Source organism: Puia dinghuensis (genome assembly GCF_014642875.1).
Classification (GTDB): domain Bacteria; phylum Bacteroidota; class Bacteroidia; order Chitinophagales; family Chitinophagaceae; genus Puia; species Puia dinghuensis.
Genome location: NZ_BMJC01000001.1, coordinates 459,497 through 476,746 on the forward strand (window position 1 = coordinate 459,497; position 17,250 = coordinate 476,746).

General features: G+C 53.3%; 19 protein-coding genes. 14 read left to right on the forward strand and 5 right to left on the reverse strand.

Annotated features, from left to right (window positions below; genetic code table 11):
* Positions 1–13 precede the first annotated feature (13 nt).
* Both IEY39_RS01610 and IEY39_RS01615 read left to right on the forward strand, forming a co-directional pair.
* Positions 14–1,942: a menaquinone biosynthesis decarboxylase gene (locus tag IEY39_RS01610; RefSeq protein WP_188927846.1), complete on the forward strand. Its 1,929-nt coding sequence runs from the start codon at positions 14–16 to the stop codon at positions 1,940–1,942.
* On the forward strand, positions 1,939–2,799 hold the full coding sequence (locus IEY39_RS01615) for a TraB/GumN family protein (protein ID WP_188927847.1): 861 nt from the start codon (positions 1,939–1,941) through the stop codon (positions 2,797–2,799). Before IEY39_RS01610 ends, IEY39_RS01615 begins: the two co-directional genes overlap by 4 nt.
* A 43-nt stretch (positions 2,800–2,842) precedes the next feature.
* Here IEY39_RS01615 and IEY39_RS01620 read toward each other — a convergent pair whose 3' ends face one another.
* Entirely contained in the window at positions 2,843–3,259 is a 417-nt protein-coding gene (locus IEY39_RS01620) for a nucleoside-diphosphate kinase (protein WP_188927849.1), read from the reverse strand.
* Positions 3,260–3,421: 162 nt separating this feature from the next.
* On the opposite strand from IEY39_RS01620, the gene IEY39_RS01625 reads away from it, so the two are divergent.
* Together IEY39_RS01625 and IEY39_RS01630 are read left to right on the forward strand one after the other, a co-directional pair.
* A complete protein-coding gene (locus tag IEY39_RS01625; protein ID WP_229688723.1) occupies positions 3,422–4,396 on the forward strand; it encodes a DHH family phosphoesterase in 975 nt (324 codons plus the stop codon).
* Between the two features lie 11 nt (positions 4,397–4,407).
* Positions 4,408–5,364: an FKBP-type peptidyl-prolyl cis-trans isomerase gene (locus IEY39_RS01630; protein ID WP_188927853.1), complete on the forward strand. Its 957-nt coding sequence runs from the start codon at positions 4,408–4,410 to the stop codon at positions 5,362–5,364.
* A 35-nt stretch (positions 5,365–5,399) separates the two neighbouring features.
* Here IEY39_RS01630 and folP read toward each other — a convergent pair whose 3' ends face one another.
* The gene (gene folP / locus IEY39_RS01635; RefSeq protein ID WP_188927855.1) at positions 5,400–6,224 is read right to left on the reverse strand and encodes a dihydropteroate synthase; all 825 of its coding nucleotides are present in this window, start codon (positions 6,222–6,224) and stop codon (positions 5,400–5,402) included.
* Positions 6,225–6,267: 43 nt separating this feature from the next.
* Here folP and IEY39_RS01640 point away from each other — a divergent pair, with 43 nt between their 5' ends.
* The 3 genes from IEY39_RS01640 to IEY39_RS01650 are packed head-to-tail and all read left to right on the forward strand — an operon-like array spanning position 6,268 to position 9,020.
* Positions 6,268–6,819 carry a DUF1599 domain-containing protein gene (locus tag IEY39_RS01640; protein WP_188930306.1) on the forward strand — a complete coding sequence of 184 codons (552 nt, stop codon included), beginning with the start codon at positions 6,268–6,270 and terminating at the stop codon, positions 6,817–6,819.
* Positions 6,820–6,849: 30 nt separating this feature from the next.
* Positions 6,850–7,980: a BT_3928 family protein gene (locus tag IEY39_RS01645; RefSeq protein WP_188927856.1), complete on the forward strand. Its 1,131-nt coding sequence runs from the start codon at positions 6,850–6,852 to the stop codon at positions 7,978–7,980.
* A complete protein-coding gene (locus IEY39_RS01650; RefSeq protein ID WP_188927858.1) occupies positions 7,977–9,020 on the forward strand; it encodes an ABC transporter permease in 1,044 nt (347 codons plus the stop codon). The genes IEY39_RS01645 and IEY39_RS01650 overlap by 4 nt, the downstream gene beginning before the upstream one ends.
* 11 nt (positions 9,021–9,031) lie before the next feature.
* Here IEY39_RS01650 and IEY39_RS01655 read toward each other — a convergent pair whose 3' ends face one another.
* The 3 genes from IEY39_RS01655 to recF all read right to left on the reverse strand — a co-directional run bounded on the left by IEY39_RS01655 (position 9,032) and on the right by recF (position 10,972).
* Positions 9,032–9,259, reverse strand: a complete 228-nt coding sequence (locus tag IEY39_RS01655; protein ID WP_229688724.1) for a DciA family protein — start codon at positions 9,257–9,259, stop codon at positions 9,032–9,034.
* Positions 9,260–9,294: 35 nt separating this feature from the next.
* Positions 9,295–9,744, reverse strand: a complete 450-nt coding sequence (locus IEY39_RS01660; protein WP_188927862.1) for a hypothetical protein — start codon at positions 9,742–9,744, stop codon at positions 9,295–9,297.
* Positions 9,745–9,844: 100 nt separating this feature from the next.
* Positions 9,845–10,972, reverse strand: a complete 1,128-nt coding sequence (gene recF, locus IEY39_RS01665) for a DNA replication/repair protein RecF (RefSeq protein WP_188927864.1) — start codon at positions 10,970–10,972, stop codon at positions 9,845–9,847.
* 58 nt (positions 10,973–11,030) lie between these two features.
* Between recF and IEY39_RS01670 the strand changes: the two genes are divergently transcribed.
* The 7 genes from IEY39_RS01670 (at position 11,031) to IEY39_RS01700 (ending at position 17,248) form a co-directional block, all read left to right on the forward strand.
* Entirely contained in the window at positions 11,031–12,587 is a 1,557-nt protein-coding gene (locus IEY39_RS01670; protein ID WP_188927866.1) for a M20/M25/M40 family metallo-hydrolase, read from the forward strand.
* Between the two features lie 55 nt (positions 12,588–12,642).
* On the forward strand, positions 12,643–13,638 hold the full coding sequence (gene pdhA, locus IEY39_RS01675; protein ID WP_188927868.1) for a pyruvate dehydrogenase (acetyl-transferring) E1 component subunit alpha: 996 nt from the start codon (positions 12,643–12,645) through the stop codon (positions 13,636–13,638).
* Between the two features lie 41 nt (positions 13,639–13,679).
* Complete coding sequence (locus IEY39_RS01680; protein ID WP_188927870.1) at positions 13,680–14,360, forward strand: tetratricopeptide repeat protein; 681 nt, start codon at positions 13,680–13,682, stop codon at positions 14,358–14,360.
* A gap of 8 nt (positions 14,361–14,368) precedes the next feature.
* Entirely contained in the window at positions 14,369–14,866 is a 498-nt protein-coding gene (gene ribH / locus IEY39_RS01685) for a 6,7-dimethyl-8-ribityllumazine synthase (RefSeq protein WP_188927871.1), read from the forward strand.
* On the forward strand, positions 14,863–15,579 hold the full coding sequence (locus IEY39_RS01690; RefSeq protein WP_188927872.1) for a (Fe-S)-binding protein: 717 nt from the start codon (positions 14,863–14,865) through the stop codon (positions 15,577–15,579). The genes ribH and IEY39_RS01690 overlap by 4 nt, the downstream gene beginning before the upstream one ends.
* 235 nt (positions 15,580–15,814) lie before the next feature.
* Positions 15,815–16,225: an EVE domain-containing protein gene (locus IEY39_RS01695; RefSeq protein WP_188927873.1), complete on the forward strand. Its 411-nt coding sequence runs from the start codon at positions 15,815–15,817 to the stop codon at positions 16,223–16,225.
* A gap of 135 nt (positions 16,226–16,360) precedes the next feature.
* Positions 16,361–17,248, forward strand: coding sequence for a DUF4349 domain-containing protein (locus tag IEY39_RS01700; RefSeq protein WP_188927874.1), 888 nt, complete (start codon positions 16,361–16,363; stop codon positions 17,246–17,248).
* Positions 17,249–17,250 lie beyond the last annotated feature (2 nt).

Genomic DNA, 17,250 nt, shown 5'->3' on the forward strand with positions numbered 1-17,250 from the left:
TTACTTTTGCTGCATGGCATACAAAAACCAGGAGACCTTCATCCAGGCATTGGAAAAGGCGGGTGAGTTGGTGCGTATCCGCAGCTTCGTGGACCCAAGACTCGAGATCGCCGAGATCACAGACCGGATCAGCAAAAGCGGTAATGGCGGAAAGGCGCTTTTATTCGAGAATACCGGCACGGATTTCCCGGTATTGATGAATGCTTATGGCAGCGAACGACGGATGTGCATGGCCCTTGGTGTCGAACATCTCGACGACGTCACCCGGGAGATAGAACAATTGTTCAGGATGCTCTCCGGCCCCAAGGAAGGTCTGCTGGATAAGTTGAAGCTGCTTCCCAAACTGGGGCAATTTGCGAGCTGGATGCCGGGCATAAAGAGCGGCAGGGGAGAGTGCCAGGAAGTGGTAATGCCGAACCCCGATATCGGCAAGCTACCCGTAATTACCTGTTGGCCTAAGGATGGCGGCCCCTTTGTCACCCTACCCATTATCCATACCAAGGACCCCAATAGCGGCACGCGCAACGTGGGGATGTACAGGATGCAGGTGTTTGGCCCGACCCTGACGGGGATGCATTGGCATAAGCATAAGGTAAGCGCCCGGCATTTTGCCGAATATAAGAAGACGGGCCGGAAGATGCCCGTAGCGGTGGCCCTGGGCGGAGACCCGGTGTATGCTTACAGCGCCACGGCACCCCTGCCGGAGAATGTCGACGAATACATGTTGGCCGGGTTTCTCCGCAAGAAGAAGGTCGAACTGGTAAAATGTCTTACCCAGCCGGAGATCGAGGTTCCGGCCGACGCCGACTTTGTCATCGAAGGATATGTCGATCCCACCGAGGACCCCATCTGGGAGGGGCCTTTTGGCGATCATACCGGCTATTACTCGCTCCCCGACTGGTATCCCCGTTTTCATATCACGGCCATCACGCATCGGAAGAACCCGGTGTATCCCGCTACCATTGTGGGCATCCCGCCGCAGGAAGATGCCTGGCTGGGCAAGGCGACGGAAAGGATATTCCTGGCGCCGATAAAAATGACCCTTGTCCCCGAGATCGTAGATATGGATATGCCCGTCGAAGGGGTCTTCCATAACCTGGTGATCGCCCAGATAAAGAAAGAATATGCCGGGCAGGGCCAAAAGGTGATGAATGCGATGTGGGGTGCGGGGCAGATGATGTTCAACAAGATACTGGTGATCGCCGACGAACATACAGCCATCCAGGATTATGAGCGGCTGGCCCGTGATGTCTTCCGCAACCTGAACCCGGCGACGGATATCTATTTCTCCCAGGGCCCCATGGATGTGCTCGATCATAGCTGTAGCAAGCTCGGATTCGGAGGTAAGATGTGTATCGATGGCACGACAAAGTCGGAAGAGGAAACGGATAGCGAAAATTACCAGCTGCAGGCCGTGGCCTATGAAGGACTGACGGAAGAAGGACTGCGCAGTCACCGGCCGGAGATCACCAGGGTCAATACCGTGCTGCTGCGGCAACAGATGCCCTGTCTCATAGTGGCGGTGAAAAAAGAACGACCCGGCCAGGTCCGCGAACTGCATGAAGCCTTGTGCGCCCTTCCTGAGATGGAAGGCATTAAACTCATTCTTTATGTTGAACATACCGTCGACGCCACCGATCTGCCGGTAGCCCTCTGGCGATTCTGTAACAACCTCGACCCCCGGCGGGATCATATCCTCACCGAACGGACATCAGGCATCGATGCGCGTAAAAAATTTGCCTGTCTGGGGCTTGACGGTACGCGCAAGACAAAAGAATTGGATAATTTTCAGCGGGATTGGCCCAATATCATCGTTGCAGACGATGCGACGATCCAATCCGTGGACGCCAAATGGAAGGACCTGGGGCTCGGGGCTTTCCTGCCGTCCCCTTCACTAAAATTCAAAGACCAGTTATACGGCGAGGAGGCCGTGGTTTCATGAGAAAGACACTTTTACTCGCGGCAGGGATACTGACAGCGTCCCTGGCCTTTTCGCAGACACCCCACACCCTGCTTTGGCGCATCTCGGGGAAGAACATGTCCCGTCCTTCCTACCTGTTCGGCACGATGCATGTCCTCTGCTCCAAGGATGCCGCGTTGAGCGATAGCCTGAAGGCGGCGATCGCGGGTTGTGACGAGCTTTATTTTGAGATCAACCTGAGCGATATGGCGGGGATGCTCAATTCCATGAAGTATATGCGGATGAATGACAATCAGAAGCTGTCCGACCTGCTGAAGCCCGATGAATATGCCCGGGTAAAAGATTATTTTGCCCGGCATGCCTCCATGCTTCCCTTTAGCCTGCTCGAACGGTTCAAACCCATGCTCATCAGCGGGCTTGTCGAAGAACAGGCCCTGGATTGCGAGACGACAGATGGGATGGAACTGATGATCATGAAGGAGGCCAGACACAGCAAACCGATAAACGGCCTGGAGACGGCGGAATTCCAGGCGGGGCTTTTCGACAGCATCCCGTATGAAACACAGGCGAAAGAGCTGGTCAACTACATCGACAGCAGCGAAGAAAATAAACAGATGACGCGGCAACTGGTAGACCTCTATAATCACCAGGACCTGGATGGCATCGACGAGCTGAGCCGTAAAGAAGAGGGTGGGATGACGGGTTATATGGACCTCCTGCTCTATGGCCGCAACCGTAAATGGGCAAAAAACCTGGACGGGCTATTGGGGAAAAAATCGCTGTTAGTAGCGGTGGGGGCCGCACACCTACCGGGCTCCACCGGAGTCATCGAGCTGCTGCGCAAGGAAGGATATACGGTAGAGCCGGTGAAAAATTAGAGATGAATGGGCTTACCATCCATTCATCTCCGTGATTATGTTTTTATATCTGCTCGAATGCGTTGAAGAAGAAGCTTCCTTCGATGGCTGCATTCTCGTCGCTGTCGCTTCCATGAATGGCGTTTTCCCCTACTGAAGCAGCATACAGCTTACGGATGGTTCCTTCGTCGGCCTTGGCAGGATCGGTAGCGCCGATGAGCTTACGAAAATCGGCTACGGCATTGTCCTTTTCCAGGATGGCGGCGACGATGGGGCCGCTGCTCATGAAGTCGACCAATTCCCCGTAGAAAGGTCTTGCTTTGTGAACGGCATAGAATTCGCCGGCCTTTTCTTTGGACAGGCGAGTCAGTTTCATAGCTGCGATGCGAAAGCCACTTTTAAGGATCTTGTCGATGATGGCGCCGGAATGCCCTTTTTCAAAAGCGTCCGGTTTGATCATGGTAAAGGTTCTGTTGCTCATATGTTCCTCTCAATTATTTGCGGCGCAAGATAGATAATGTTTCGGGTTTTTAGGGCCAAAAGTTGCCTCCATAAGCAAAAGTTGGTATTTGGCATAGAAATGTGCACCTTTGCAACCATTTTGGAAGGACGGATGAAACCAATTGCAGAAATATACCCCTTATTGTCACGACCCCGCCGGGTAGTGATCATCATGCACCAGAAACCCGATGCGGATGCAATGGGTTCCTCCCTGGGTCTTTCCCTTTTCCTCCGGAAGCTGGGCCACCAGACGACCGTCATTTCCCCGACCAATTGGGCTGAATGGCTGAAATGGATGCCCGACTGCGCCGGGGTCATCGACTACGAATTCTCCACGGAGAAAGCCAATGCCGTACTCGACCAGGCGGAATGGATCTTTTGCCTGGATTTCAACACGCTTACCCGGACGCGTCACATGGCGCCACGGCTACGGAAGCTGCCGGTGGAGAAGGTGCTGATCGACCATCACCAGCAGCCGGATTCCATCTTTGCCTATGGCATCAGCGATACGGAAAAGAGTTCGACCAGTGAAATGGTATATGACCTCATCGTCGAGTCGGGGCATGCCGGCAAGATAGATATCGACATCGCCACCTGTCTTTATGCAGGGGTGATGACGGATACCGGTTCGTTCCGCTTTCCGGCGGCCTCGCCGGCCGTTCACCGGATGGTAGCCGCCCTGGAGGATACCGGGATGAACCACACGAAGGTGTTCGAAAATCTGTATGACAATTTCCTGGAGAACCGGCTTCGTTTTATGGGCTTTGTCCTGCAAAACCGGATGGAGATATTCTATGAGTACAATGCGGCATTGATCGCTGTCCCCTGGAAGGACCTTGTCCGGTATGAGATAAAGACCGGTGATACGGAAGGGCTGGTAAACTATCCCCTGTCCATTCAGGGAATCAAACTGGCGGCGCTGATCATTGACCGGGACGAGGAAATAAAATGTTCTTTCCGGAGCAAAGGAGATTTCGACGTCAACACCTTTGCGCGCACTTATTTCGAAGGCGGCGGGCATTTCAACGCCGCCGGGGGCCGAAGCGCCGATACCCTGGAGGTGACGGTGGAACGATTCTTGAAAGCTTTAATTGAGAATTCTTCACAATTACAATAATTTTTATACGAATGAAAATCATCCTCCCTAAGTTTTGGATTGTCAGCCTGGTGCTGCTGGGGGCAGTTTCCTGCACAAACTCAGAATTCAAGAAGACCAAGAGCGGCCTTCTTTATAAAATCTATTCCGATGGGAAAGGCGAAGTAGCCAAGAAAGGAGAGTTTTTGAAACTCCAGATCGTACAGAAGCTTCGGGACTCTGTCCTCTTTACTACTGTTGGCACTATGCCGATATACCTGCCGGTGGACAGCCCCCGCCCGGTATATAGCCCTGTCGAGATCTTCTCGTATCTGCGTAAAGGGGATAGCGCAGTGGCCGTGATGGCGGTAGACACCCTGATGCGCAAGTCGGGTGGTCAATTGCCCCCCTTCCTTAAAAAGAAGGATAAGATTACGTTTACTTTCAAGGTACTGGACCTCTTTGCCAGCGAAGACCTGACCAACAAGGACAAGGGGGCGGAAGCCGACAAACAAAAAGACCGTGAGATAAAGGCTGTAGAAGGCTATCTGAGCGCCAACCATATCCAGGCACAGAAGACGGATAAGGGAACCTATTATGTCATCCAGACTCCCGGCGATGGCCCCCAGGTTGATTCGGGCAAACAGGTATCCGTCCGTTATACCGGGAAGCTGATGCCTTCGGGCAAGGTCTTTGACGGGAACATGACGGGTCCCGGTAACAAACCCTACGACCTGGTCATCGGCCAGGGTGGCGTTATCCCCGGCTGGGACGATGGGCTGCGGAAGTTCAAGAAGGGTGGAAAGGGAACCCTGTATATCCCTGCTTTTCTCGCCTATGACCAGCAGATGGGTCCGGGCCGGACGACCTTTGAAAACCTGATGTTCGATGTAGAGATCGTCGATGTGAAGGATGCTCCGAAGCAGCCCGCAGGGATGCCCGGGATGCCGCCTCAGATGGACATGCCACAGCAGCAACCAAGGCAAGCGCAGCCACAACAACACAAATAAAATTCTACTGAGAGAGAGGCCCGACGGCCTCTTTCTTATTTTAGGGCCTCTAGCAGCAAGATCGCTTCCCTTGCTTCTTTTACATCATGAACGCGCAGGATGTCCGCGCCGTTGAGCAGGCCGATGGTGTGTAGTACTGTCGTCCCATTGAGCGCTTCCTCGGGGGTGATACCCAGGGTGCGGTAGATGGTGGATTTGCGGGAGACGCCCAGCAGGATGGGTTTCCCGGTGATGCGAAAAACGGAAAGGTGGCGTAGCAGCCGGAAATTATGAGTGGCGGTTTTGGCGAACCCGAATCCCGGGTCGAGGATGACATCATGGATGCCTGCCCGGCGGCAGTCCTCCATCCGGCGGATAAAGAAATCCAGCACTTCCCTTACCACGTCCTCGTATACGGCTTCGTTGTTCATTGTAGCAGGTGTCCCCTTCATGTGCATGCAGATGTAGGGAACCCGAAGGCTTCCTACGGTAGCCAGCATTTCGGGATCGAGCGTCCCGCCGCTGATGTCGTTGACCATCGAGGCGCCTGCGGCCACGGCTTCGCGCGCGACGCGGGAAAACCAGGTATCTACCGAGAGGGGGACATCCGGCCACTCACGGTGCAGCAACTGGATGGCGCCGACCACGCGACGCAGCTCTTCTTCTTCACCCAGCTGTTCGGCATGGGGACGGGTGCTCTGGCCGCCGATGTCGAGGATGTCGGCGCCTTCGCATATCATCTTATCCGCCTGTTGTATCAAATGGGTATCGTCTGCTACCCGGCTGCCCGAATAGAAGGAATCGGGCGTTCGGTTGAGGATACCCATTACAAGGGGGCGGTTGGCCGTCAATAACCGGCCTTTTCCATTCAAAGTGAACATATTTTGGCTATAATTGCATGAAATTATGGAGAAATCAGCCGTCATGAGCCGAACGAATGAACAATATGATGCAGCAGCACAGGCATGCCGAAGTATTTTTATACAGAAGACCCGCGATTATGGCACATCCTGGAGGGTATTACGGACGATATCCATTGCCGACCAGCTGTATATCAAAGCCCGGCGGATCAGAACCCTCCAGGAGACAACTATACAGAAGGTGGGGGAGGACAAGGCCGGGGAATTCCGGGCGATGGTGAACTATGGCATCATCGGCCTTATCCAGCTATCACTGGGTGCGGAAGCGGCGGAAGAACTTTCCGTGACCGAAGCCGGAGAACGTTATGACGGGAAGATGGCCCTGGCGCGAGCGACGATGATCGCCAAGAACCACGACTATGGCGAAGCATGGCGGGATATGAGCCAGGAAAGTTTTACCGACCTGATCCTGATGAAGCTGCTGCGTATCCGGCAGATCATTGCCAATGATGGCAAGACGCTGGTAAGTGAAGGCATCGATTCCAACTTTATCGATATCATCAACTATTCCCTGTTCGCCCTGATTCTGATCGCAGAGGGCAGGCATAGTGCCTGAACCGCATTCGCGCATAAAATTGTTATTCTAATGAAACTACTTATCTCCTTCACCCGTACCCTGGTAGGTGTCCTGTTCATCTTTTCCGGCCTGGTAAAAGCCAATGACCCGCTGGGTCTGAGCTATAAGATGCAGGAATTTTTCGAGGTGTGGAATTTTCACTGGCTCGATCATTTCACCCTGGCATTCTCCATCATTATGATCGTATTCGAGATCGTGGCCGGGGTGGCCATCCTGCTGGGCTGGCAGATGAGGCTGTTTAGCTGGTTGCTGCTGCTGCTGATCATCTTCTTTAGTTTCCTCACCGGTTATGCCTTCCTGTCGGGGAAGGTGCGGGAGTGCGGCTGCTTTGGAGATTGTATCCCGCTTACGGCCGGAGAATCTTTTACAAAAGACCTCGCGCTGCTGGTGCTGATCGTTTTTTTATTCGCCGTGAGGGACAGGATCAAACCCGTGGTGGCGCCGGCGGTGAGTGCGGCGGTGTTGCTGCTGGCCACGGTGATGACCATCGCTTTTCAATGGTATGTATTGATACATCTGCCCGTCAGGGATTGTCTGCCCTACCGGGTGCATAATAATATTTTAGAGAAGATGAAACCGCCGCCCGGCGCCGTTCCGGACAGCACGGTGATCACGATGGTATATGAGAAGAACGGGAAGAAGATAGAGTTTGGAGCAAGTCAGTTCCCTGCGGATTTCGATGACTCGTATCATTTCGTGAACCGTTATGATAAATTGATCCGGAAAGGCAATGCCGAGCCGGCTATCAAAGATTTCAATCTCATTACGGGTTCGGGAACGGATACGACCCAGGCCGTACTGGAGACGAAGGGGTATAAACTTTTTGTCTTTGTAAAGGATATGGATGGAGCGCATTTCGACGATGTCAATTTCCCGGTGGTTTTTACCTTTGCCGCCTCGAAAAAAATGCCCGTATTCTTTATCACCGGGGATTATGACAATCTTGTCTCATGGCTACGGCAACGCACCGTTGATAATGACAATTTTACGGTGTTGAAATGCGATGCCACGGCGATCAAAACCGCGGCAAGGGCCAATCCGACCCTGTATCTGCTGAAGGGGGCGACGATCCTGAACAAATGGAGCTATGCCGATCTCGAGAAGGTGATCCCCGCGGTGAATGAATTGCCAGGCCAATGATACGCTACTTCATACGGAGATCGATTTACGGCCTGCTGGTGCTGCTGGGGGTGGTGGTGACCGTCTTCTTCCTCTTCCAGGGATTCGGGGACCCTTCCCGGCTGGTAATGGGGCAGCGCGCGGACGCCGCTACGCAGGAGAATATCCGTAAGGAGCTGTATCTCGACCAGCCGCGGTGGAAGCAATTCCTCTTCTATCTCGACGATATTTCCCCGGTGGGTATTCATTCGCGGTCGGAGATCAAACAGAAAGGATTAAAAGGCCTGTTCATCGGCGGCAACACGGTGGTGGGATTGAAATGGCCCTATTTGCGCCGGAGCTATCAGTCCAAGCGGGAGGTGGGAACCATCCTGATGGAAGCCCTGCCGGGGACGCTGTTGCTGGCGCTGGCGGCAATGATCCTGGCGACAGTGCTGGGCATCGGCCTTGGGGTGCTCGCGGCGATAAAAAAGGACACGTGGCTGGACACTTCTTCCATTTTTGTAAGCGTCCTGGGGATCTCGGCGCCTTCTTTTTTTATGGGCATCGTCATCGCTTACCTGTTTGGTTTTGTCTTTAGCGATTGGACCGGACTGCATATGACCGGCAGCTTATTCGATACCGACCCCTTTGCGGGCCGGCAACTGCAATTACGCAACCTGGTGTTACCCGCGCTGACGCTGGGTATCCGGCCGATGGCCATCATCGCCCAGCTGACGAGGGGTTCGTTGCTGGATGTGCTGGACCAGGACTATATCCGCACCGCCTATGCGAAAGGGTTGACGGCCCGGGTAGTGGTGTGGAAGCATGGGCTGCGAAATGCGCTCAACCCGGTGATCACGGCGATAACGGGCTGGTTTGCCGAACTGCTGGCCGGCGCTTTTTTTGTCGAGACGATCTTTGGGTGGAAGGGCATCGGGAAGGTGACGGTCGACGCCCTGGAAAAGCTCGACTTCCCGGTGGTGATGGGGTCGGTGCTGGTGACTTCCTGCTTTTTTATCCTCATCGGTATTCTGTCCGATCTGCTATACGGACTGATCGACCCCAGAGTTCGGTTGTGACGTGCGGTTGACTACTTGATGATCACTTCCTTTATGACATTCTCCCCGAGCGCTTCGTTGACGCGCTGGATGATCTTGTCTTTCTGATAGAGTAATTCCTGCCGGAGGGGGGCAACGGAGGTATTGACATAGAGGGTATGACCATGGATCTGGATCTTGTCGGTGTAGCGCGCAACGGTCTTGCCCATGATCTGCTCCCAGACCTCTTCTATCTGGAGGGCCTGGATGGAACCTTTCAACTGACTTTTATTGAGAAAATTCCGTAATGCGTCCCCTAACGAATATTCACCCATAGGCGCAAATTAGGAAAAGCTTTTAGAGTAGCCAGCATAATCAATGCGCCGGTTATGCACATGAGGATAAGCAACAGCACGGGTTGTCGCCGGCGAGCGCTCGTTGTGTGGTGGGGCTTTACCGGCTGCAGTCCCGCGAGTATTTCTTTACAGGATTGATATTGAGGGAGGACGCCGGCGATGAGGTCGTAGCCGGTTTCGCTGAACATCCATTTCCGGGGGGCGAAGAACAAGGGTTGATCTGCCTCCTGTCCTTCTTCGAGCAATTGGGATTTTTTCAGGATCTCTGCTGCATACAGCCGCAGCCCTTCCTTATTGGCCTTTATAAGCCCAAATTCGCCAGTACTGTCTACCGTATAGGAAAAAAAGGCGGCGTCGGGGTCATTTGTCTCCTCCAGATAACGGATCGAAGATTCCAGCTCGGATGGCATAGCAATCAATTTTCAAGCAATTTTCAAGAATGTGCAAATCAGATCAGGCGTTAAATATACAAATTTTTAATCGTTTATCTGCAAGCTGCGGTAAAAAAAATTAAGTGAAATCCCTTGTGGATGCGTCTGTGGTTGCAGTGTCCGCGGGAAGGCTGATAAGCTGGTAGCCGACGCCCAATTCTTCCATCTCCTGGCGGATGCGTTCGGGGTGGGTATCGGTGATAAATAGTTGACCATCATCCTGGCGGCAGACCCTCTCGAGCAGGTTGCGCATCCTTTGGCGGTCGAGTTTTTCGAAGACATCGTCCAGCAGCAGGAGAGGAGCCCAGCCCTTTGCCTTTTTGAGCGTCTCATATTCAGCCAGTTTGAGCGCGAAGAGCAGGCTTTTGCGTTGGCCCTGGGAGGCTCTTGCGCGGAAGGGTTCGTCCGCATAGCGGATATCGATGTCATCCTTATGGATGCCGCTGCCGGTGCGCTGCAGATAGAGGTCTTTCTCCAATCCCTGCCGGAGCAGCTGCCGCAGCGGGGTATGCAGTAGCTGGCTTTCGTAGCCGAGGGAGAGGGGTTCTTCCGCGCCGGCGATGCCGGTATAATAACTACCGGCAAGGGGAAGCAGCTGTTGGAGGAAATCGCGGCGAAGCTGGAAAACCGTTGTTCCGGCGGCAACGAGCTGCTCGTCATAGACTTCCAGCAGGTGTTTGTCCGTCAACCGTGTTTCGGCGACAGATTTCAGGAAACTGTTGCGTTGTTGAAGGACTCTATTGTAATCGATGAGGTTTTGCAGGTAATCGGGATTCAGCTGGGAGAGCAGGGCATCGAGAAAACGACGCCGTTCTTCGCTTCCGCCGGTGATGATCTGGATGTCATCCGGAGCGATGATGACGCAGGGGAAGCGGCCGATGTGGCGGGATAACTTCTCATAGGGCTGACCGTCGGTGAGGAATTCCTTTTTACCGTTCTCCCGCAGGATGCAAACGACGGTTGTGTTCTGACCGGCATTATCGATGTGTCCTTCGATGCGAAAACCGGGTGCTCCGCGAAGAACGTTGGCCTGGTCGCCGCGAGCGAAATAACTCTTGGTGAAACATAGATAATACAGTGCGTCCAGCAGGTTGGTCTTACCAACGCCGTTGTTGCCGCAGATGCCAATGATCCTTTTGTCGAAGCGGAATGTGGCCTGCTCATAATTCTTGAAGCCGACGAGTGATATTTGTTTTATCCTCAGCAATACAAATGAAATTCGGGTGTAAAATATTACCTTTCCAGCAAAACTAAACAAGCCTGCTATGAATAAACTTTTCGCACTGCTTTTGACGACCGGGCTTTCGGCGCCGGTGATGCTCTACGCACAACAGGAAGCGATCGACACGGCAATGGTTAACCGCATCCGTGAGGAAGGCCTCAACCACAGCCAGATCCCGGTGATCGCCCATCACCTTACCGATGAGGCCGGCCCCCGGCTTACCAACAGTCCCGGTTTTCACCGTGCGGCTACCTATGTCGTACAGGCCCTGCAGGGGTGGGGACTCAGTGGCGCGCAGGCAGAACCCTGGGGAGAATTCGGTTACGGCTGGTCGGCGGAGAAGACCTCGCTTTCGATGCGGACGCCTTATTATAGCCCACTGATCGCCTATGCCACACCCTGGAGCGGCAGCACCCATGGACCGGTGTCCGCTTCCGTATACCTGGTAGAGAAGATGGATTCCGCCTGGATCACAAGCCATCTTGCTGAGATGAAAGGAAAGATACTCGTGATACAGCCACAGGATACCACGCTGCCGGCCAATTTCAAGCCGGACGCCACACGGTATACCGACAGCGCATTGGCGGCCATCGGGGACACCTATATGTTCACCAAGGAGATGCTGAAAATGTATTTGCCCTACATCCTCAAAAATATGATGCTCGGGAAGATGCTGTCTGCCAGCGGTGCGGTGGCTATCCTGCATGCGTCCGCGCACCGGGATGGAACGGTGCTTGCGCAGACCATGAGTGGCTGGCGGGTAAAGGATCAACCTGCGGCACCCGATCTGCAGGTCGCCAGGGAAGACCTGCTGCGGCTGATGCGGCTGGTGCATGGCGGCGTCCCTGTCACGCTCGAACTGCAGAGCGATACGAAGCTGTATGGCCAGCATCTGCAGGGAAGTAATGTCGTGGGCGAGATCCCCGGCACTGATCCAACATTAAAGTCGGAAGTGGTGATGCTGGGCGGCCATCTGGATTCCTGGACGGCCGGCACGGGCGCAACGGATAATGGCGCGGGGTGTATCGTCGCACTTGAGGCGATGCGCATCCTGAAGACCCTTGGGATACAGCCAAAGCGGACGATCAGGATCGCCCTGTGGGATGGGGAAGAGGAAGGGCTGTATGGCTCGTTCCATTATATCAGGAATCATTTTGGCGATCCGGCAGATATGAAGCTGAAACCCGAACAATCCAGGATATCCGCCTATTACAATCTCGACAATGGTTCGGGTAAGATACGGGGGATCTTCGCGCAGGGCAATGAACAGGCAGCGGCTATCTTCAAGCAATGGTTCGTGCCCTTTCACGACCTTGGCGCCGCCACGGTGACCCTGCGCAATACGGGATCGACCGATCACCTGAGTTTTGACGCCATTGGCATCCCGGGTTTCCAATTCATCCAGGACCAACTGGATTATGAGACGAGGACCCACCATACCAACGAGGATAATTATGACCACCTGCAAATGGACGACCTCCGGCAGGCCGCCACTATCCTGGCCAGTTTTGTGTATTTCACGGCCATGCGGCCGCAAATGATGCCCCGGAAGCCCCTGCCCAAGCCCGAAAAGTTCATTTTTGACGACATTTTCCCATAAAGGATTGAGGGGAAGGCGTATATTTGCGCCTCGGAATCCAAAATATATCAAAAAAGTGGCTACCAAATTCTCAAAAGAGACCTACCTGTACTGGTATGAATTAATGCAGCTGATCCGTCAATTCGAGCTGATGGCGGAAGAAAAATACAAAATGGAGGGTAAGATCCGCGGTTTTTTCCATGCCTATATAGGGCAGGAGGCTATCGCGGCCGGATGTATGACAGCAACCAAGCCGGATGATCCCTTTATCACCGCCTACCGGGACCATGGCCTGGCCCTGTCCAAAGGCGTGAGCGCCAATGCCTGTATGGCCGAGCTGTATGGCAAGGCGACGGGTGCGGCGAAAGGCAAGGGGGGAAGCATGCACTTCTTTGGGGTGGATGTCAAATTCTTTGGCGGTCATGGCATTGTAGGCGCGCAGATCGGTACTGGCGCCGGATTGGCCTTTGCAGAAAAGTACAAGGGTACGGATAATGCGGTGCTGACTTTCTTTGGAGATGGCGCTGCCCGGCAGGGGATGCTTCATGAGACCTTCAACCTGGCGATGTTGTGGAAACTGCCCGTGGTATTTATTTGCGAGAACAACAACTACGCCATGGGTACCAGCGTCGAACGTACCTCGAATGTCGTCGACATTTATAAATTGGCGGATGCTTATGAGATGCCGGCGGACTCCATCGATGGGATGAGCCCCGAGGCCGTTCATGAAGCGGTAGCCCGGGCCGTAAAGCGCGCCCGTCAGGGGGATGGCCCCACCTTGCTGGAGATAAAGACCTACCGGTATAAGGGCCACTCCATCTCCGACCCCCAGAAATACCGCACCAAGGAAGAAGTGGATGAATACAAGCAACGCGACCCGATCCAAACGGTATTGCAGACCATCCTCACCAAGAAATACGCGACCCAGGAAGAGATAGATGTGATCAACAAAAGGGTGAACGATACCGTGGCCGAATCGGTTAAGTTCGCCGAATCTTCTCCCTGGCCCGATGATTCGGAGGTGTTGAAGGACGTCTATATCGATGCCAACTATCCCTTCATCGTCGACTAATTATTTTTTTAATAGTAAAATCGCATCAAGTAAAGTAAGATATGTCAGAGATCAAACACCCTGCTCATTTAGAGGAAGAGAAGAATCCGGTTGCCGAACTTCAGCATGCCTGGGATAAATATGGCAAAATAGCTTCCTATGTCCTGTTGGCGGTCGTCGTCATCGTAGGAGGATATTTCGCCTATCGCAACCTGATCCTCGAGCCCAAGGAAAAGCAGGCAACCGAGGCTATGTTCAGGGCGGAAGAATATTACCGGGAAGATTCGACCCGGCTGGCCCTCAATGGAGATGCCATCAACGCCGGATTCCTGAAGGTTATTTCCCGGTATGGCGGGACAAAGGCGGCCAACCTGGCGGCCTTCTATGCCGGCAGCTGTTATATGAAACTGGGCGACTTCAACAACGCCGTAAAATACCTGAAGGATTTCTCCACACCGGTGAAGCAGGTGCAGGAAAGGGCTTATGGCCTTCTCGGGGATGCTTATTCGGAACAAGGTAAGAAGGAAGAAGCGGCCGACCAGTATAAGAAGGCGGGTACTTATTTTGAAAAGGATGAACTTTTATCGCCGGAATACCTCTTCCGCAGCGGATACCTGTACGAGAGCATGGGAAAAACCCAGGATGCGATCGCGATGTACAAGCTCATCAAAGACAAATATCCCAATACTCCGCGGGGGGCCGAGATCGACAAGTACCTGGCAAGGCTGGGCGTGATTCAATAAAATTTTATATGGCTGAAGTCAGTAACAGCAATTTATTATCCACCGACACAGGCATCCCAGGCATCGAGGGTGCCTGTGTTGTTATTGTGCGCACGGAATGGAATGCGACTACCGTGGGCGCGCTGGAAGCAGGATGCAAAGCGGTCTTGGAAAAGGCCGGCGTCAATTACCGGGTGATCACTGTCCCCGGCGCCTTTGAGATCCCTTATGGCATCCGGGCTTACTGGGACATCCACAAATACCGGGACGACCGGCCCCAGGCCTTTATCGCCCTTGGTTGTGTATTACGGGGAGATACGCCCCATTTTGAATATGTATGCCGGGCGGTGACCGACGGGGTGCTGCAGCTGAACCTCACCTTACCTATACCTACTATCTTTGGGGTGCTGACGGTCGATAATCAACAACAGGCCGATGAACGCATCGGTGGCAAACACGGCCATAAGGGAGAGGAAGCCGCTATAACGGCGTTGAAGATGATCGCCGTCAAAAAGACGTTTCAGTGACGGTACAATTGTTCATACCATGTTTTGTAGACCAGCTTTATCCGCAGACCGCCTTTAATATGGTGAAAGTGCTGGAAAAGGCCGGGGTGGAAGTGGCCTACAATACCGAACAAACCTGTTGCGGCCAGCCCGCTTTCAATGCCGGTTTCCGCGACGAGGCGAGGGAGGTGTGTACGAAATTCCTGCGGGATTTCGATGGCAGCGACTATGTCGTGGCGCCAAGCGCGAGCTGTGTCGGTTTTGTACGGAACTATTACTCCACCTTGTTCAACAATTCTTCGCTGCACAATGAGGTGCGCGGCCTTCAAAAACGGATCTACGAATTCTCTTCCTTTCTTGTAAATGTGCTTGGAGTAGAAGATGTCGGCGCCACCCTGCATGGGAAGGCCACCTATCACGACAGTTGTGCAGCATTGCGGGAATGCCGGATAAAAGAAGAGCCCAGGAAGCTTTTGTCGAGGGTGAAGGGGCTGGAATTGCTGGAGATGAATGATGTGGAGACCTGTTGCGGCTTTGGCGGCAGCTTTGCCGTGAAGTTCGAATCCATTTCCATCGCCATGGCCGATCAGAAAGTAAACAATGCGCTGCAGACGGGCGCCGACTATATCATCTCCACCGATATGTCCTGTCTGATGCACCTGGAAGGGTATATCCGGCATAAGGGACACCCTATCCGCACGATGCATATTGCAGATGTATTAGCCAATTGTTAGGCAGATCAACAACCATCCGGGTGATGTTGGGGTAGGGGCAAAAAAATAAGACCACCCATATTACCTCAGTAATCGGATGGTCTTGACCCTTAAAACAACCTGTCGCAAGCGTTAAATAGGGTTAAAACCAGGCCTCAGTACTACATACGAAGCCCAATAATTTTTAGATTTTAAAAACTGGATTTTTTTTAAAAAAAGCCATTGATTATTGACAATCAATTGATTATTTTTGGGCATGGCATATTGGCTCGTGAAATCAGAACCCTCGGTATATCCCTGGGAGCAACTGGAAAAAGATAAGGAAACCGTCTGGAGCGGGATCCGGAATTATGCGGCGCGACTTCATCTGCGGGGGATGAAGAAAGGGGAGGAGGTGTTGTATTACCATAGCAATGAAGGCATGGAGATCGTCGGGATTGCGAAGGTGGCCAGGGAGGCTTACCAGGATCCGACCACCGATGATGAGCGCTGGGTGGCGGTAGACCTGGAGCCTTTTAAGCGGTTGAAGAATTCCGTTAGTCTTGATCAGATAAAGCAGGACAAGAAGCTGAAGGATATGGCCCTGGTGCGTATTGGTCGGTTGTCGGTGCAGCCGGTGACGGATAAGGAGTGGGCGGAGGTGATGGGGCTGGCGGGCGAGAAGTAGAGTACGGGCCGCCTGGCGATGGAGGCGACGCTGTTTTAACAATTTATTGGGAACCTTTTTAATGGTCCCGGGAATCAATAGGTGATCCCGGGACCTTTTTCGTTTTTATACCAACACACCCAAAAATCAGTTAAAATGAATCGTATTGTATACGCAGTGCCTGCGGCATTGCTGCTATCCCTATGCCTTGGCTGTAATAATGGAAGTATGAGGCCCGCTGAGGAAAAAGCGGCAAGTGCAGATTCCACTAAGGCATCTGTGGCCGTTATAAACGGTGATGAACAACCGAACATTGATAATGACGCGCCCAAGCAAACCGGCAATAAGGCAGTGGCCCTACCGGCCGCCAACCCGGATTGGGACAAGAAGATCGTCAAGACGGCCGATCTCAACCTGGAAGTAAAGGATTTCGGGCTGTTTACCCACCGGCTGCACGAGGCGGTGAGGCTGTCGGGTGGATATATTGCGCAGGAAGAGCAGACGCAATCGGTGACGGAGATCAGCAATAGCGTGACGATCAAAGTCCCGGTGGCAAATTTCGACGATCTGCTGATGAAATTGCCGTCCGACAGCGAAAAGCTGGTAGATAAGAAGATCTCGTCGCAGGATGTGACGATGGAAGTGGTGGACACAAAATCCCGCCTGGAGACCAAGAAGGAGGTGAGAGAACGATACCTCGAACTGTTGCGGCAGGCGCATACCATGAAAGATATTCTGGCGGTGCAAAACGAGATCAACGATATCCAGGGGGAGATGGACCAGGCTTCGGGACGGATCGCCTGGCTGGGTCATTCGGCCGCCTACAGCACTATCAATCTCAAATTCTATCAAGTATTGGCGCCGGGCTTTCCCCAGGAGACTTCGCCTTCTTTTTTCCGTCAGCTGACTGATTCTTTTAGTGAAGGGTGGAAGGATCTTAGTTCGCTGTTGCTGGGCCTTATGCGGTTGTGGCCGTTGTGGATCGGCGTTGGGTTTGGAGCGTACTGGCTGAGAAAGACCATGCGCGCTGCGAAGGTGAAGTAGGA

Excerpts from the sequence above, each read along its gene's own strand:
- IEY39_RS01610 (WP_188927846.1), top strand. The coding sequence starts at position 14 with ATGGCATACAAAAACCAGGAGACCTTCATCCAGGCATTGGAAAAGGCG.
- IEY39_RS01615 (WP_188927847.1), top strand. The coding sequence starts at position 1,939 with ATGAGAAAGACACTTTTACTCGCGGCAGGGATACTGACAGCGTCCCTG.
- IEY39_RS01620 (WP_188927849.1), bottom strand. The coding sequence starts at position 3,259 with ATGAGCAACAGAACCTTTACCATGATCAAACCGGACGCTTTTGAAAAA.
- IEY39_RS01630 (WP_188927853.1), top strand. The coding sequence starts at position 4,408 with ATGAAAATCATCCTCCCTAAGTTTTGGATTGTCAGCCTGGTGCTGCTG.
- folP (WP_188927855.1), bottom strand. The coding sequence starts at position 6,224 with ATGTTCACTTTGAATGGAAAAGGCCGGTTATTGACGGCCAACCGCCCC.
- IEY39_RS01640 (WP_188930306.1), top strand. The coding sequence starts at position 6,268 with ATGAGCCGAACGAATGAACAATATGATGCAGCAGCACAGGCATGCCGA.
- IEY39_RS01645 (WP_188927856.1), top strand. The coding sequence starts at position 6,850 with ATGAAACTACTTATCTCCTTCACCCGTACCCTGGTAGGTGTCCTGTTC.
- IEY39_RS01650 (WP_188927858.1), top strand. The coding sequence starts at position 7,977 with ATGATACGCTACTTCATACGGAGATCGATTTACGGCCTGCTGGTGCTG.
- IEY39_RS01660 (WP_188927862.1), bottom strand. The coding sequence starts at position 9,744 with ATGCCATCCGAGCTGGAATCTTCGATCCGTTATCTGGAGGAGACAAAT.
- IEY39_RS01670 (WP_188927866.1), top strand. The coding sequence starts at position 11,031 with ATGAATAAACTTTTCGCACTGCTTTTGACGACCGGGCTTTCGGCGCCG.
- IEY39_RS01680 (WP_188927870.1), top strand. The coding sequence starts at position 13,680 with ATGTCAGAGATCAAACACCCTGCTCATTTAGAGGAAGAGAAGAATCCG.
- ribH (WP_188927871.1), top strand. The coding sequence starts at position 14,369 with ATGGCTGAAGTCAGTAACAGCAATTTATTATCCACCGACACAGGCATC.
- IEY39_RS01695 (WP_188927873.1), top strand. The coding sequence starts at position 15,815 with ATGGCATATTGGCTCGTGAAATCAGAACCCTCGGTATATCCCTGGGAG.
- IEY39_RS01700 (WP_188927874.1), top strand. The coding sequence starts at position 16,361 with ATGAATCGTATTGTATACGCAGTGCCTGCGGCATTGCTGCTATCCCTA.